This window comes from Blastomonas sp. RAC04 (assembly GCF_001713435.1).
Taxonomy (GTDB): Bacteria; Pseudomonadota; Alphaproteobacteria; order Sphingomonadales; family Sphingomonadaceae; genus Blastomonas; species Blastomonas fulva.
Genome location: NZ_CP016460.1, coordinates 2,287,554 through 2,302,355, shown reverse-complemented (window position 1 = coordinate 2,302,355; position 14,802 = coordinate 2,287,554). Strand labels below are relative to the sequence as shown.

At 64.3% G+C, this 14,802-nt stretch carries 12 protein-coding genes; 9 read left to right on the top strand and 3 right to left on the bottom strand.

Features of this window, described 5'->3' with window-relative positions:
* Nucleotides 1-211 precede the first annotated feature (211 nt).
* The 3 genes from BSY18_RS11695 to BSY18_RS11685 are packed head-to-tail and all read left to right on the top strand — an operon-like array spanning nucleotide 212 to nucleotide 2,406.
* Nucleotides 212-523, top strand: a complete 312-nt coding sequence (locus tag BSY18_RS11695; RefSeq protein ID WP_083231439.1) for a hypothetical protein — start codon at nucleotides 212-214, stop codon at nucleotides 521-523.
* 18 nt (nucleotides 524-541) lie between these two features.
* Nucleotides 542-2,137 (top strand): PepSY-associated TM helix domain-containing protein, encoded by a 1,596-nt coding sequence (locus BSY18_RS11690; RefSeq protein WP_069050709.1) that lies wholly within the window; start codon nucleotides 542-544, stop codon nucleotides 2,135-2,137.
* Entirely contained in the window at nucleotides 2,134-2,406 is a 273-nt protein-coding gene (locus BSY18_RS11685; protein WP_069050708.1) for a hypothetical protein, read from the top strand. Before BSY18_RS11690 ends, BSY18_RS11685 begins: the two co-directional genes overlap by 4 nt.
* Before the next feature lie 19 nt (nucleotides 2,407-2,425).
* Here the strand turns inward: BSY18_RS11685 and BSY18_RS11680 are convergent, their stop codons facing one another.
* Entirely contained in the window at nucleotides 2,426-2,938 is a 513-nt protein-coding gene (locus tag BSY18_RS11680) for a hypothetical protein (protein ID WP_069050707.1), read from the bottom strand.
* A 94-nt stretch (nucleotides 2,939-3,032) separates the two neighbouring features.
* Between BSY18_RS11680 and BSY18_RS11675 the strand changes: the two genes are divergently transcribed.
* Nucleotides 3,033-3,806, top strand: a complete 774-nt coding sequence (locus tag BSY18_RS11675; protein WP_054134033.1) for a helix-turn-helix domain-containing protein — start codon at nucleotides 3,033-3,035, stop codon at nucleotides 3,804-3,806.
* 34 nt (nucleotides 3,807-3,840) lie between these two features.
* Here BSY18_RS11675 and BSY18_RS11670 read toward each other — a convergent pair whose 3' ends face one another.
* A complete protein-coding gene (locus BSY18_RS11670) occupies nucleotides 3,841-4,593 on the bottom strand; it encodes a helix-turn-helix transcriptional regulator (RefSeq protein ID WP_082382160.1) in 753 nt (250 codons plus the stop codon).
* A 253-nt stretch (nucleotides 4,594-4,846) separates the two neighbouring features.
* Nucleotides 4,847-5,863 (bottom strand): tetratricopeptide repeat protein, encoded by a 1,017-nt coding sequence (locus BSY18_RS11665; protein ID WP_054134035.1) that lies wholly within the window; start codon nucleotides 5,861-5,863, stop codon nucleotides 4,847-4,849.
* 267 nt (nucleotides 5,864-6,130) lie between these two features.
* Between BSY18_RS11665 and BSY18_RS11660 the strand changes: the two genes are divergently transcribed.
* From BSY18_RS11660 to BSY18_RS11640, 5 genes are all read left to right on the top strand, one after another.
* Complete coding sequence (locus tag BSY18_RS11660) at nucleotides 6,131-8,686, top strand: cyclic nucleotide-binding domain-containing protein (RefSeq protein WP_069050706.1); 2,556 nt, start codon at nucleotides 6,131-6,133, stop codon at nucleotides 8,684-8,686.
* Nucleotides 8,687-8,689: 3 nt separating this feature from the next.
* Complete coding sequence (locus BSY18_RS11655; RefSeq protein ID WP_069050705.1) at nucleotides 8,690-9,601, top strand: hypothetical protein; 912 nt, start codon at nucleotides 8,690-8,692, stop codon at nucleotides 9,599-9,601.
* A 60-nt stretch (nucleotides 9,602-9,661) separates the two neighbouring features.
* A complete protein-coding gene (locus BSY18_RS11650; protein WP_069050704.1) occupies nucleotides 9,662-11,551 on the top strand; it encodes a cytochrome c3 family protein in 1,890 nt (629 codons plus the stop codon).
* Nucleotides 11,552-11,577: 26 nt separating this feature from the next.
* Complete coding sequence (locus BSY18_RS11645; RefSeq protein WP_054134039.1) at nucleotides 11,578-12,426, top strand: phosphodiesterase; 849 nt, start codon at nucleotides 11,578-11,580, stop codon at nucleotides 12,424-12,426.
* Nucleotides 12,427-12,581: 155 nt separating this feature from the next.
* On the top strand, nucleotides 12,582-14,756 hold the full coding sequence (locus BSY18_RS11640) for a M3 family metallopeptidase (protein WP_069051883.1): 2,175 nt from the start codon (nucleotides 12,582-12,584) through the stop codon (nucleotides 14,754-14,756).
* The last annotated feature ends 46 nt before the right edge of the window (nucleotides 14,757-14,802 follow it).

Here is a 14,802-nt window from a genome sequence, read left to right as displayed (position 1 = left end):
CCTTGCTGAACGATCGGACAGGTGCCTGGCAATTCTAGCTGTGACAGAGCCGGGTCCCCGCCGCTCGCGACGGTCTTGCGCATTCGAACACTGCGCCGGATCATATCATTATGAGAATCACTTGCATTAGCAATCCATGCGCTTTAGACCCTTGGCATCTCGGCGGCGCAAACCCATGCGCGCCACATCAGATCAAAAGAGGCGATGGCCGGTGCCGCAGGAAACAGTGCAACACAGCGGAACGGGTGCGGGCGGGATGCCTGCGCGCGATACTGTGCTGCGCTGGGTAATGGCGGGTCCGCTCGCGCTGATCGCTGCGGTCGTGACCATGGCCTCGATGCCGCTGTGGCTGCCCGGCGGCGCTGCCGGGATCGACAATCTGATCTGGCCGATCCTTCTCTTTCCGGCGCTATGGGCTGTCTATTTTCTCTACGCGCTGATCGAGGCGCGGCCGCTGCGCGGTACCGGGGTGATCACGGCGATCATCCTGGCCAATGCCGCGCTCATCTACAGCCGCTTCTGACCGCAAGGGATCGCGCACATGAGTCTCGTCAATCAGGCAACCTCCAAAAGGCTGCTCGCGGTGCATGGCTGGTCGGGCGTGCTGCTCGGTCTGTTCCTCTATGTCGTGGTGATCACCGGCACCGTGGCGGTGCTGTCGCAGGAGATCGGCGCCTGGTCGATCAGCGGCGCAAAGACGCAAGCGCCGTTGAGCCAGCCGCTTGATGCCAGGATCAGGCAGCTTGCGCAGACGGTCGAGCCGAAATATCGCGAGGACATCACGATCTATCCCAATGCGTCGGGGACGATGCTGGTGTTCTTCCACACCCATGGCGTGAACTCGGCGGGCAGGCCCGACGATGTCGGCGTGCGTTTCCTGCTTGAACCCGGCACGCTCAAGGTTGCCGCGCGCGACGAGGGTTATGGCAGCGAACTGCCCGAGGATCGCGACAGCGCGCTCGATTATTTCATCTCGATCCTGCACATCAGCCTGCACGCGCCCGACCCGGTGGGGCTGTATCTCACAGCGCTTGCGGGCTTCGTTATGCTGTTCGCGGTGATCTCCGGCATCATCCTCCACCGCCACCTGATCAAGGACCTGTTCGTCGCGCCGCGGCTGTCGAGCCGCCTGCTCAACCGGCGCGACCGGCACATTCTGGCGGGCAGCTGGAGCCTGCCGTTTGGATTTCTGCTTGCCTTTACCGGCACTTTCTTCAGCTTTGCGGGCGCCATCGGGCTGCCGATCGTGGCGATGGTAGCCTTTGGCGGCGACCAGGAAAAGATGACCGAAACGCTTGTCGGTGCACCCGAAACGGTGAGCGAGCGTCCGGCGGACATGGCCAATCTGGACTCTATGATCGCCCGATCGGTCGCGCGGACCGGGACGCAGCCCAGCTTCGTTTCGATCGCGCATTGGGGCACCGCCGATTCCAGGGCATATCTCTATCACCTGCCCTCGGGCCGCGCGGTCGAGGCCAGCACGCATGTCTATGACATGGCGAGCGGGCGCTACCACGGGGTGAAGCCCGACCTCGGTACCAGGCCTTCGTTCGGCAGCACGGTCTATGCCTGGATGGGGCCGCTGCACTTCGGTCATTTCGCCGGGTTGCTCTCCAAGCTGATCTGGGTCTCGCTGGGTCTGGCGGCGAGCTATGTCACGCTCACCGGGCTCAGGCTGTGGGTCGAGCGCAGGCCCGATATGCCTTCGGGCCGGGTGCTCGGGGTCGCGATTCCGATGGTGGGCTATGGCGTTCCGATCGGCCTGACCGGCGCGGCGCTGGGCTTTCTGCTCAATTATCCCGCGGGCGATCCGGTGTCCGGCACCGCGTTCGGTTTCGTCTGGGGTTGCGCCTTCGCGGTGCTGCTGGCGGGCGTGCTGATCCGTCGTGGCGATGCGAGCGCAGTGTTCATGGCGGTGCTCGGGCTGGCGATGGTCGCGCTGCCGCTGGTGCGGCTGGCGACCGGCGGGCAGGGCTGGCCGGATCTGGTGGGGGCCGGCCACGCCGTGGTGGTGATGATCGATCTGATGCTGCTGGCGTGCGGAGTGTTTGCGCTCCATCGCTCGCGGCGCGGCGATGCCATCGGCAGATCGGCGCGCGGCGAGGGGCAGGCCTCGGCAGCGGTGCCAGCCGAATGAGCACGCTGTCGCTGTTTGCCGCCGCTACCGCCATCAGCCTGCTGGCGGTCATCTATCTGCTGTATACCGACACCAAGCGCATCCGCGTCTTCCGCCTCAACCGTGCCCGCGCCTTGCCCCGCTACCGGCGCGCTGGCTGGGCGCTCGCCTTTGCTCCCGGCGCGGCGCTGCTCGCCCTGGGCGAACTCAGCGCCTTTCTCGCCTGGTGCGGTGCGATCACCGTGCTGGCCTGGCTCGTCGTCGCACGCACACCAGCAGACAATCGCTGAGATTGCGCGCAGGTGGTTGCTAGCCTGCGGGCATCCGATCGAGCCTCATCTCGAAGAACTTCATCCATTTCGATCCGCCATCGACCGAAGCTTCGCCAGTTTCGATCCAGCGATCGCCTGTCACTTCGCTGCGATAGCGGATCAGCCGGCCCGGCACCGTGATTGTCCACACCAGCCGGTTCGGGGTCTCCAGCACGGCGGGGAATGTTCCGGCCTGACCTTCGCGCGTATAGCTGCGCATGGTGAACTCGCCGGGTTTGCCGCTGGCGCTGAGCACGGCAAACGCTTCGAACACAGTCACGCCTGCATTGGCGGGATCGCTCCCGGTGCCCTCGATGGTGATGATGTTGCCATCGAGCCTCGAGGTGATCCGCTCGTGTTGGCGAAATTCCATGCGGCCTTGCCCCATGTCGACCCACCCTTCACCGGTCCATTCGCCCACCAGATAATTCAGCGGAGCGGCGGCATCCCTTGCATGCGTCGGCATGGTTGTTGCCAGGACTGCCAGCAGCGCGGCCGCCATGACCGTCATGGCTCGTTTAAGGTGTTTGATCGTAATCATTTTTCTGCTCCATCGCCAATACCCGTGTTTGACGCCAAGAATAGGAAGGCATTATGCTGCAGACTTGATCAAATCGGACATGCCTGTGCGCTACGAGGAATTTCCACCCGATCCGCCGCTGGCCCCCTTTGTCGAGGCCTTTTGGCAATTTTCGCTCGATCCGTCAGACCCTGACCGGATTGTCCACACCATCGTGCCCGACGGATCCGTCTCGCTGGCAGCGAGCTTCTGGAGCGGCAGGCTGGTTGGCGTCGAACTGGTCGGCGCCGCGGAGATCGCGCAGACGGTGCAGCTTGTCCAAGGGATGACGGTGGTCGGCGCGCGGCTGCGCCCCGGGGCATCACTGACGCTGATCGGCATCGCCCCGCTCCAGATCGCCGGCACCATGCAATCGCTGCCGCAGAGCCACTGGGCCTTTGCAGCCTTTGAGCGGGGGCTGGAAGGCCTCACCGCCGCGCTCGAGGCGCGGATCGGTGATTTGTCGCCACCGGATGCCGTCATCGCTGCTGCCGCCGAGGCGATGGACGCGGGACGTCCGGTGGCTGCGGTCGCAGCCGCACTGGGGCTCAGCCCGCGCCAACTGCAGCGCCGCTTCCTGGCCGCCACCGGTCTGGCGCCCAAGGCCTGGCAACGCGTTCGTCGTCAGCGGTTCGCTTGGATAAACCATGTCACTGGCGATGCCACCAATCTCACCCAGGCGGCGTACAGTGCCGGCTTTGCCGACAGCGCGCATTTCAGCCGCGAGACGCGGCGGAGCTTCCACCTTTCGGCGGGAGAGGTCGCCGCCTATCTTGCCACCATCGATCACGGCCCCCTGCAAACCCCGTCGGGTCGATGAGCGACAGGCAGGCGCTTACAAAGCCACGTGCGCCTCAGTCGGTCACGTCATCCAGCGTGAAATAGCCCTGTTTGAGCGCCTTGAGCACCAGCTGCGCGCGGTTGGCGACGGCGAGGCGGCGGCGGGCGTCGGTGAGATATTCGCTCACGGTCTGGTCGGATATCCCCAGTACGCTGGCGATTTCCCAGCTGGTCATGCCGCGCGCGACCAGCTTGATGCAGTCGACCTGGCGCGGGGACAACCGCTCGGCGAGGTCAGCTGCGGCGTCGGGATGGTGCGATTGCCACAGGCTGCGCGCCTGCTGACCGGCCGCCGTGCCCAGCAGGATCGCCACCATGAACAGGCGAGCGGGCAGCGGGCCATTGTCGGGGATCACGAAATGGGCGGACACCGTGGGCATGTCGGGCATGTGGCTCGCCACGGTGCAGCCCGAAGCCAGCCCCAGCTTGCGCGATTCTTCCAGATATTCGCGCTGGATGCGGGTGAGCGGGATAATCGATTCGAGGTCGGTCCAGCGGATCGCGCCCCCCCGGCGCTGGCAGGCGGCCAGGATCGGGCTCGACAGGCCATAGTCGCGGCGGTTGAACAGGTCCTTCCACGCCTGGGGATAGTTGCTCAGCACGTCGGGCCGCATCAGCCCGGACTGAACATGGACATGACGCGCGATGGCCGCATATCCGAAGCCCAGCGTGCGCGCGTGTTCCACGGTCACCCGCAGCACATCATCCAGCGTGGAAGCTGACTCGATCGCCCCCCAGGCGTGCTCGACATGATCCATATCCGGCATAGACTGTTCCGGCGCACCTTCGATAAAGTGATGGGTTCGGCGACAAAATGATGGGTGTGGCGATAAAATGATGGGTGTGGCGAAGGCGCGAGGGCCCCGCCGGCAGAATGGTCAATGGTTTGCAAACCATTGAGAGCAAACTATTTGCTCGCTGCTCAACAGGCAATGATTATACGGTTACATTGGTCCGGAACGGAGTCATCTCCCGGGTGTGGCCGGGGTTAAGGGGGGTGCCGGGGGTAGCCGGGGAGGCTCAGGCGCCCGGCACGCCCAGCGCGGCTGCTGCCTCGCGCACGCGGCGCTGATCGGCCGCCTTGTTCTTCAACGCTGCAGTCGCGTCGCGCAGAGCGGTCTGCGCCTTGCCGGTCTCGCCCAGCTGCATCCGGCTGCGCAGCAGCATGATCCAGCCATCGGTGTCACCCGGCTCGCGCTTGAGCCGGTCGGCAAGGCCATCTACCATCTGCGCGACCATCATGTCCTGCTGGCCCTGGGGCAGCGCGGCGGCAGCAGCCATCTGGTCGGGGCTGGGGCCGGGGATGCCGGCAGTGGCGGCCTGCGCGCCATCGGTCCGGAACCCGCCGCTGGCGGGCGCGAACTTCGCCGATGCGAGCCGCTTTTCCACCTCGATGCCGCGCTCCTTGCCGACGTTGCGGATCACGTCGCGAATGTCCTTGGCATAAGGCGCATCGGCGGGGGTTTCGGCGAGCAGGCCGAACCAGTCCTCGATCGCCTCGGCATGCTTGCCATCGATGTCCTTGGCCGCGGCGAGGAAATAGCGCGCGCGCGCATCCTTGGGGTCGATCTCGACAGCGCGCTTGAACGCGGCGCGGGCATCCGGGCTGATCGCCTCGTCCTTGCTCGCCATCACCAGCGCTTCGCCCAGCATCGAATGATATTCCGAATTGCCCGGTGCGAGCTGGATCGCGCGGCGCATGGCCGTGGCGGATTCGGCAAAGCGCCCGGTTTCGAAATAGCTCCAGCCCAGCATCCGCCAGCCCTCGGCATCACCGGGATTGTCCTGCAGCCGCGCTTCCAGCCCGGCGATCACCTCGTCGACCGAGGCGGGCTCGCCATTGGCCCCGACCGGCGCTGTCGGCGCTGCGGCACTCGGAGCCTGATCGGTATAGAGCTTGTAGCCCACCGCACCCGCCGCGATCAGCGCCGCGCACAGCAAAGCGATGCGCGCCGCGCCGAATCCGCCTTGCGGGCCTTCCACCGCAGCAGCCTGTGCAGGCAGCGGGGCCGGGGTTTGCTGGGTGCTCTCGGTCATCAGGGTGTCTCTTTGTCCGCGTGTCAGGCCATCATGCTAGCCGATCGGCCACAATTTCCAATTTCTAAGTGGTAAAGATCACATTCTTTGCTAGAAATATGGCCATAGGGTTCGCAACCGAATTTTGGGCAAGTTCTTGCGGCTGCGGAGCATTCTGGCGTTCGCCGTACCGATCGGGGAGATATCGGGCGGTGCAATGTCGGGCTGGTCTGCCTTAGCCATGCAAGCGTGGACGCTCGCGCGTCCGCAAATGGGGGACGCGAACCTGTGAGCGAGATTTTCCGCGTTGCGATCATCGGGTCAGGCCCGGCGGGCAAGAGCGCTGCCGGACGCGCCGCGAGCCTCGGGATGAGCCACATCCTGCTCGAAAAGACCGATCACCTCTCTGATACGATCTACAAATACCAGAAGGGCAAGCACGTGATGGCGACGCCATCGCAGCTGGTGTTGCGCTCCGACCAGGAGTTCGAGGCGGGCAAGCGCGAGGCGATCCTGGAAAAGTGGAACGCGCGCACCAGGGAACTGGGCGTCAACGTCAAGTTCAACGCTGAGGCCAAGGCGATCCGAGGAACCGGGCCTGCGATCGAGGGCAGCGTGCATGTCATCGAACAGCGCGGCCGCGATGGATCGATCACCAAGAAGGAAATCCAGCGCTACGCCCCTCCCTACGAGATCGTGCTGACCAACGGCGAGACAATCATGGCGGAAAACGTCGTGTTCGCTATCGGCACCCAGGGCAACCCCAACCGCATGCGCTGCCCGGGCGGCGATCTGCCGCATGTGCAGTATCAGCTCGACGATCCCACCGAATATGTCGACGAGCACATCGTCGTGATCGGCGCGGGCGATGCGGGAATCGAGAATGCGCGCGGTCTTGCCGAGGATTCGGCGCAGGGCAATGTCGTCACCATCGTCAGCCGCGGCCCCGAGGCACCCAGCCCCAAGGAGAGCTTCCCGACTGCAAAGGAGGCCAATGCGCTGGCGCTGCTGGGCGATCGCAATGCCGGCAAGCTCAACATCCGGTTCGAGACCGACACCGCCAGTGTCGAGCCGGGCTGGATCACCTTCAGCACCCGCGACGGCGAGGAACGGGTGCGCTGCGACCGGATCATCGCGCGTATTGGCTCCGCCCCTCCGCGCGCGTTTATCGAGGAGTGCGGCATCGCGTTCACCAGCGCCGACCGCCTTGCCTTCCCGCAATTGTCGCCGGTGTTCGAATCGACCGCGCCGGGAATCTTCGTCATCGGCGCGCTGGCAGGCTATCCGCTGATCAAGCATTGCATGAACCAGGGCTATGACGTCATCGAGTTCATCAACGGCAACACCGAGCTGAAACCCGCCGACGAGCCGATCCTCGAAGCCAAGTTCCGCGACCTTCCGGGCCGCAAGTCGGTGGCCGAATGGCTCGACCTTCTGCGCGAGAACGTGACGATCCTCAACGGCATGAACCCGCTGCAGATGCGCGAGTTCATGCTCGATTCCGATGCGAAATTCTATCGCAAGGGCGACGTGATCTTCGAACGCTCGGCGCCTGGATCCTCGCTGTTCGCGATCGCGCAAGGTTCGGTCGCGGTGCAGATCGACCCCAACGACACATCGAAGACCGTGCCGATCGGGCAGGGATCGATCTTCGGCGAGGTCGGGCTGATCTCGGGGCGCCGTCGCGGCGCGACCGTGATCGCCGCCGAGGACACGATCTGCGTCGAGATATCGCGCAATGCGGCGCTCAAGCTGCAAAGCCAGGTGCCCACCGCCAAGAAGGCGATCGAGCGCATCTCGACCGAGCGGCTACTGTTGCAGATGTTCGGATCGGGCCTCAAGCCCGACGATATCGCCGAGGTGGTGCAGACCAGCAAGATCCGCCAGATCAAGCCCGGCGAGGCGATCCTCAAGGAAGGCGACGAGGGCAACGAGATCTATGTGATCCGCGTCGGATCGATGATCGTCGAGAAGGAAATCGGCGGCAAGCCGGTGTTCCTGTCGTACCTTCCCGCAGGTTCGTATGTCGGCGAAATGGCGCTGATCGCGGGGGGCAGGCGCACCGCGACGGTCAAGGCGGCGATCAAGTCCGAGGTCATCCAGATCGATGGCGATGCGTTCAAGAAGGTGCTCGAGGCGCATCCCGAACTGCTCAAGCGCGCCAAGCGCGACATGGCCAGCCGCCAGGATATCAACGCGTTCATCGAGGCGAAAAAGGACAGCTTCTCGGGCGTGGTCGACATGTATTCGGGCGTCGCCAACTTCCTTGTCGAAAACGGCATCGGCGAGGCGACCGACGTGCTGCTCATCGACGAGACGCTGTGCGTCGGCTGCGACAATTGCGAAAAGGCATGCGCCGACAGCCATGACGGGCTCTCGCGGCTCGATCGCGAGGCGGGGCGCTCCTATGCGCACCTCCACGTTCCGACCAGCTGCCGCCACTGCGAGCATCCGCATTGCATGGCCGATTGCCCGCCCAACGCGATCAACCGCGGCCCCGATGGCGAGGTCTATATCAATGACACCTGCATCGGCTGCGGCAACTGCCAGCGCAACTGCCCTTACGGCGTGATCCGCATGGACAAGGTGCCGCCCAAGAAGCCCAGCCTGCTGTCGTGGCTGTTCTTCGGCTTTGGCCCCGGGCCTGGCGAACCGAGCAAGAAATGGGCGTATGCCAACAGCGATCCCGGCGTCGAAAAGCCCAAAAAGGCGATCAAGTGCGACATGTGCGCCGGCATCGAAGGGGGGCCGAGCTGCGTGCGCGCCTGCCCGACGGGGGCAGCGATCCGCGTCGCGCCCGACGAGTTCCTGACCGTCGCCCGGCTCGAGCAGGAGGAGGCTTAAGCCATGGCCACCCAAGCACAGCCTGCCGCGCCTGCGGTCCGCAAGAAGACCACAGGCCGTCAGCGCAATTCAATGCACGACGGGTTCCTTCGGCATCGCAACTTCCGCTGGATGAAGATCGCCACGGTGCTCAGCATCACATGCCTTGTGAGCTATTTCCTGGTCGATGTGCAGCCGCGCCACAATGGCGGGTCCTGGTATGGGTACACGCTCGGCACCATCGGGGCGTTGCTGATCCTCTGGCTGACCTGCCTTGGCTTGCGCAAGCGCGCGATCACGCCCGGGGGCTGGTCGCTGAAAGCCTGGACCAGCGCGCATGTGTATCTGGGCTTGAGCCTGATCGTCATTGGAACGCTGCACACCGGCTTCCAGCTTGGCTGGAACGTGCACACGCTGGCATGGTCGCTGATGATGATCGTGATCATTTCGGGGATCGTCGGCATCTATTTCTATGCGACGCTGCCCGACAATCTGTCGAACAACCGCGCCGACAACGACGGCGCGGTGACCGAGCGGATGATGATCGAGCAGTTGCGATCGCTCGACCGGCAGCTGCACGATGCAGCCCAGCCGCTCGATCCCGCGCAGGCGGCGCTGGTGCAGGCCTCGCTTGAGCAGGATCCGTTCGACGGCAATTTCTTCCAGCGCATCGGCAACAGCTATGGCGGCTGCGAGACCCGCGCGGCGATCGCCGAACTGCGCCGGATGCGCGCCTATCAGCCCAGGATGGGCGACGACCCGCTCGACAAGGTCGACGGGCTCTTGCAGCGCAAGGAATCGACGCTGGCACGGCTGCGCAAGCACCTTCAGATCAAGTCGATGCTGCAGGTGTGGCTGTTCGTGCATGTGCCGATGACCTTCGCGCTGCTCGCCGCGCTGTCGGCGCATATTTTCAGCGTGTTTTTCTATTGGTGATCGAAAGGTCCGGGGCAGGGGCCTGGCGGGCGGGTTTGTGACGGTTTTGGGGGCAGTTGAATGATGTTTATCGTCCGCCAGGTTGCCTTGAAGGCAGACGGCAGCGAGATTGTCCGCCAGACCGAGGTCGAAGGCGGCGAGATCTACATCGGTCGCAACGCCAGCAACGGCGTCCACCTGCCCGATCTGGCGGTGAACCCGGTACACGCGCGCATGGAACGGCGCGGCGGCGATCTGTTGGTCACCGCCCAGTCGCAGCAGCCGTTCGATGTCGATGGCCGTAGCGTCGAAAGTGCGACAATCGATATCGCGCGCGGTGCGGAGTTGCGCTTTGGCGGCCACATCATCGCGGTCGGCGTGGAAGGCGATGCGATCACGCTCACCATCCGCAGGGTCGAGGCGGTATCGGACAGCGCCGAGGACAAGGACGAGAGCGCGATCTATTCGCTCAAGGGGCTGCTGCCGGGCAAAAGGATGAGCGCCTGGGGCTTTGCGCTGCTGATCCTGATCGCCTGCCTTGCCTGGCCGATCTACACCTGGTCGAGCTACAAGGACCTGGCGTACAAGGAAAAGGTATCGCGCCCCGATGGCTTCCACGCCGACGGCCTGTGGTCATCGGGCAAGCTCAGCCTCGCGCACAAGACGCTCAAGGACGACTGCCAGTCGTGCCATGTCGATGCCTTTGTGTCCGTCCGAGACAATGCCTGCATGACCTGCCACGAAAAGGACGCAGGGCCGCATGCGCCGATGACGCGGCAGCTCACCGCGCGCGGCGACCCCACCGGATTTGCCGCCTTCACCCGATTCGTTGCGGCCAGTTTCAACAAACCTGCAGGACGCTGTGTCGAATGTCACACCGAGCATGAGGGGGCAGGTGCTATGCAGCCCACTCAGCAGCGATTCTGTGCTGAATGCCACGACGGGATGGACACGCGCTTGACCAACACCAAGCTCGATAACGCCGCCGATTTCGGCACCGCGCATCCGCAGTTCCAGCCTGCGGTGCTGTTGCGTCCGCTCGTCGGCGACGATGCCAAGGCGCCGCGCAAGCGCATATCGCTCGACCGCAAGCCGCGCGAGAACAACGGCCTGAAATTCCCGCACGACATGCACCTGAACAAGACCGGCGGCGTGGCCCAGATGGGGCGGCGGCTGGCGGGCAAATATGGCTTTGGCGATGCACTCGAATGCTCCGATTGCCATGAGGCGGACAAGAACAATGTCGGCTTTGTAGCAGTGGACATGGAGAAGAGCTGTGCGATGTGCCACAGCCTGGCCTTCGACAAGATCGGCAACACCTTCCGCACGCTGCGCCATGGCCAGCCCGAACAGGTCAAGGCCGATCTGCGCGCCTTCTATCGTTCGACCGCGCCGACCCGGCCGATCAACCTGGGCAGCCTGGCGCGCCAGCGGCCAGGCGTCGTCAATTCCAGGCGCACCGCCGCCGATTATGCGCGGGCGGTCAACTTCCGCGGTGGCCGTGCCGATCAGGCGATCCGCCAAGTCTTCAGCCGCGGCGGCGCGTGCTATGACTGCCATGTCGTGGTGCCGCCGTCCTCTTCGGGCGGGATGGACTACCGGATCGCACCGGTCGCGCAGACCAGCCGCTATCTCAACAAGGGCTGGTTCACGCACGATGCGCACGACAAGGAAGAGTGCACCAGCTGCCACCTTGCCGAAAAATCGAGCCAGGCGTCGGACCTGCTGCTGCCGGGGATCAAGGATTGCCGCACCTGCCACGTGGGTGAAACCGGCGAGTCGCTGATCAAGGTCAAGAAACCTGTCGAATCCACCTGTGCAATGTGCCACGATTACCACGCCGACAAGGGGGCCCCATGGCTGCTTCGCGAGCAAGACAAGAAGAAAAAGCGGCCAGAGATCACGGCGGCACTGGCGCATCCCGCAGCGGTCAGCGCCCGTCTCCGACAATCGCGCATGATGCCCAACTAACCCAGGCCCGAGGACCTTCACGTCGAATGCTGATTGCCCAGATCACCGATATCCATCTGGGCTTCGATCCGGACAATCCTGCCGAGTTCAATCGCAAGCGGCTGGATCAGGTCATCGGGATGCTGTGCGATCTCGATCCGCAGCCTGACATGCTGCTGGCCACCGGCGATCTGATCGACCGCGGCGACGAGGACAGCTATCGCAGGCTCAAGAACGCGCTCTCGGTCTGCCCGTTTCCGGTGCACATGTGCCTGGGCAACCATGACCAGCGCGACACCTTCGCCGCGCAGTTCCCCGATGTGCCGATGGTTGACGGCTTCGTGCAATATGAGGTCGAGGCCGGCCCGATCCGCCTGCTGGTGCTCGATACGCTTGAAGAAGGGCGCCATGGCGGTGCCTATTGCGAGGTGCGCGCAGGCTGGCTGCGCGATCGGCTCGCCGAACAGACCGACCGCCCGACACTGATCGTCCAGCACCACCCGCCGATCGAGGTGGGGATCGAATGGATGAACACCCATCCCGAAGAGCCCTGGGTAGAGCGGCTGCGCAGCTGCTTTGCGGGGCATTCCAACATCATCGGCATGGTGTGCGGCCATGTCCACCGCGCGATCGTCAGCAGCTGGAGCGGCTTTCCGGTCGCGATCTGCCCGTCGAGCGCGCCGCAGGTCGCGCTCGAACTGGCGCCGATCGACCCCGACACGCCCGATGGCCGCAACATGATCATCGCCGACCCGCCCGCCTTTGCGCTGCACTGGTGGAACGGGCGCGAGCTGATCACGCATTACGAGACTGCCGACGATCATGTGATGCTCGCGCGCTATGACGAGAAGATGCAGCCGCTGGTGCGCAGCCTGCTGGCCGAGCGCCCGGTCTAGTCGCACGCGGCTGGTCGCCTGCCGCTGGCATTTCACTATCGGACATGCCAACACGCTCCATCGGCATGGGGCGCGCAAGGCTTGCGTCTGCCCCTTGCGACCAAACCCGCGCGGCCCGGATCGGCTGCGGCGCGGCCAGGAACAAAGGGAACGACATGGTGAAGACAGTTCTGCTGATGGCAGTATCGGCACTTGCAATGGGTGTGGCAGCCCCCGCGATGGCGCAGCAGGCGGCGCCTGCCTCGGCGGACGCGCAGGCCAAGCTTATCTATCAGGATTGGACCGGGCCGTACGAAGGCGTTCCGCCCTGGGACAAGGTCAGCACCGAAGCGTTTCCGATGGCGATCCAGGCGGCGATGGACGAGTTGAAGGCCGAGTTCGAAGCAATTGCGACCGACAGCGCCGAGCCCAGCTTCCAGAACACCAACCTCGCGCTCGAGATGACCGGCGAAAAGATGGACCGGGTGTTCGCGATGTGGGGCGTCTATACCAGCAACCTCGCCGACAAGCAGGTCCGCGCGATGCAGGCCGAATGGGCGCCCAAGATCAGCAAGTTCTACAACCAGCTGACGCTCGACCCGCGTATCCTGGGGCGTATCAAGTCGGTCTATGATCGCCGCGAAACGCTGGGCCTCAACGCCCAGCAGAAGCGGCTGGTCGAGCGCGATTATGACGGTCTGGTGCGTGGTGGCGCGCTGCTCGACGATGCCGCCAAGGCCCAGCTGATCACGGTCAACGGCCAGCTTGCCGGACTCTATTCCACCTTCAACGAAAAGCTGCAGGCGGATGAGGAAAAGTACCTCGTGGTCACCGATCAGGCCGAGCTTGCCGGGCTGCCCGACAGTTTCGTCGCCTCGCTCAAGTCCGCGGCGCAAGAGCGCAAGGTCGATGGCTGGGTGCTGGTCAACACCCGCTCGGTGATGCAGCCGGTGCTCGAGAACGCCACCAACCGTGCGCTGCGCGAGAAGGTGTACCGCTCCTACGTCATGCGCGGCGACAACAACGACGCCAACGATACCAACGCCACGATCGCGCAGATCCTCAAGCTGCGCCAGCAGCGCGCCGAATTGCTCGGCTTCAAGACGCACGCGCATCTGCGGATGGACGATACCATGGCCAAGGATCCGGCGCGCGCGATGGACCTGATGATGAAGGTCTGGCCCGCTGCGGTCGCCCGGGTGAAGCAGGAGGTCGCCGACATGCAGGCGGTGGCTGATGCCGAAGGCGCCGGCCTCAAGATTGAGCCCTGGGACTATCGCTTCTACTCGGAGAAGGTCCGCAAGGCGAAGTACGATCTCGACCAGAACGAGATCAAGCCCTACTTCCAGCTGACCAAGATGATCCAGGGCATGTTCGATGCCGCGGGCAAATTGTATGATCTGGAGTTCAAGGAAAACACCGGCGAGGTTCCGGTATTCCACCCCGATGTCACCACCTATGTGGTCACCAACAAGCTGACCGGTGAAAATGTCGGGCTGTTCTACATGGATGCCTATGCGCGCACCGGCAAGCGTTCGGGTGCCTGGGCGACATCGTATCGCGCGCAGCAGCGGCTGGGCGGGGACCGCAACGTGCTCGCATCGAACAACAACAACTTCGTCAAGCCGGCGTCGGGCGAGCCTGCGCTGATCAGCCTCGACGATGCATCGACGCTGTTCCACGAATTCGGACATGCGCTGCATTCGCTGCTCACCGACATCGAATATCCGGGCCTGCGTGGCACGCCGCGTGATTTCGTCGAGTATCCCAGCCAGGTCAACGAGAACTGGCTGCTGACGCCGTATATCCTCGAGAACTATGCCACGCACTACAAGACCGGCAAGGCGATCCCCGCCGAACTGGTCAAGAAGATCAACGCCAGCGAGACCTTCAACCAGGGCTTTTCCACGGTCGAGTATCTGGCATCGGCGATCGTCGACATGAAGCTGCACTTCCGCACCGATCCGGTCGCCGATCCGCGCGCGTTCGAGAAGGCGACGCTGGACGAAATCGGCATGCCGTCGGAACTGGTGATGCGGCACCGCCTGCCGCAATTCGGCCACCTGTTCTCGTCGGACAGCTATTCGGCAGGTTATTACAGCTATCTTTGGTCCGAGACGATGGATGCCGATACCTGGGCGGCGTTCGAGGAATCGGGCGATGTGTGGAACCGCGAGATCGCGGACCGCTTCCGCAAGACCCTGCTGTCGACCGGCAACGAGACCGAACGGGTCGAGGCGTATCGTGCCTTCCGTGGCCGTGATCCGGACGTCAACGCGCTGCTCAAGCGGCGCGGTTTCCCGGTCACCACCGCTGCGGCATCTGCCCCCGTGGCGGCGGATCGCGACTGACCTTGCGCTGAAGCGAGGGGTCCGGCGCCGAGCAGCATGCCGGACC

Bases quoted from the DNA above. Each gene is read 5' to 3' on its own strand.
- BSY18_RS11645 (WP_054134039.1), top strand. From the start codon at position 11,578: ATGCTGATTGCCCAGATCACCGATATCCATCTGGGCTTCGATCCGGAC.
- BSY18_RS11685 (WP_069050708.1), top strand. From the start codon at position 2,134: ATGAGCACGCTGTCGCTGTTTGCCGCCGCTACCGCCATCAGCCTGCTG.
- BSY18_RS11650 (WP_069050704.1), top strand. From the start codon at position 9,662: ATGATGTTTATCGTCCGCCAGGTTGCCTTGAAGGCAGACGGCAGCGAG.
- BSY18_RS11655 (WP_069050705.1), top strand. From the start codon at position 8,690: ATGGCCACCCAAGCACAGCCTGCCGCGCCTGCGGTCCGCAAGAAGACC.
- BSY18_RS11690 (WP_069050709.1), top strand. From the start codon at position 542: ATGAGTCTCGTCAATCAGGCAACCTCCAAAAGGCTGCTCGCGGTGCAT.
- BSY18_RS11665 (WP_054134035.1), bottom strand. From the start codon at position 5,863: ATGACCGAGAGCACCCAGCAAACCCCGGCCCCGCTGCCTGCACAGGCT.
- BSY18_RS11670 (WP_082382160.1), bottom strand. From the start codon at position 4,593: ATGCCGGATATGGATCATGTCGAGCACGCCTGGGGGGCGATCGAGTCA.
- BSY18_RS11680 (WP_069050707.1), bottom strand. From the start codon at position 2,938: ATGACGGTCATGGCGGCCGCGCTGCTGGCAGTCCTGGCAACAACCATG.
- BSY18_RS11640 (WP_069051883.1), top strand. From the start codon at position 12,582: ATGGTGAAGACAGTTCTGCTGATGGCAGTATCGGCACTTGCAATGGGT.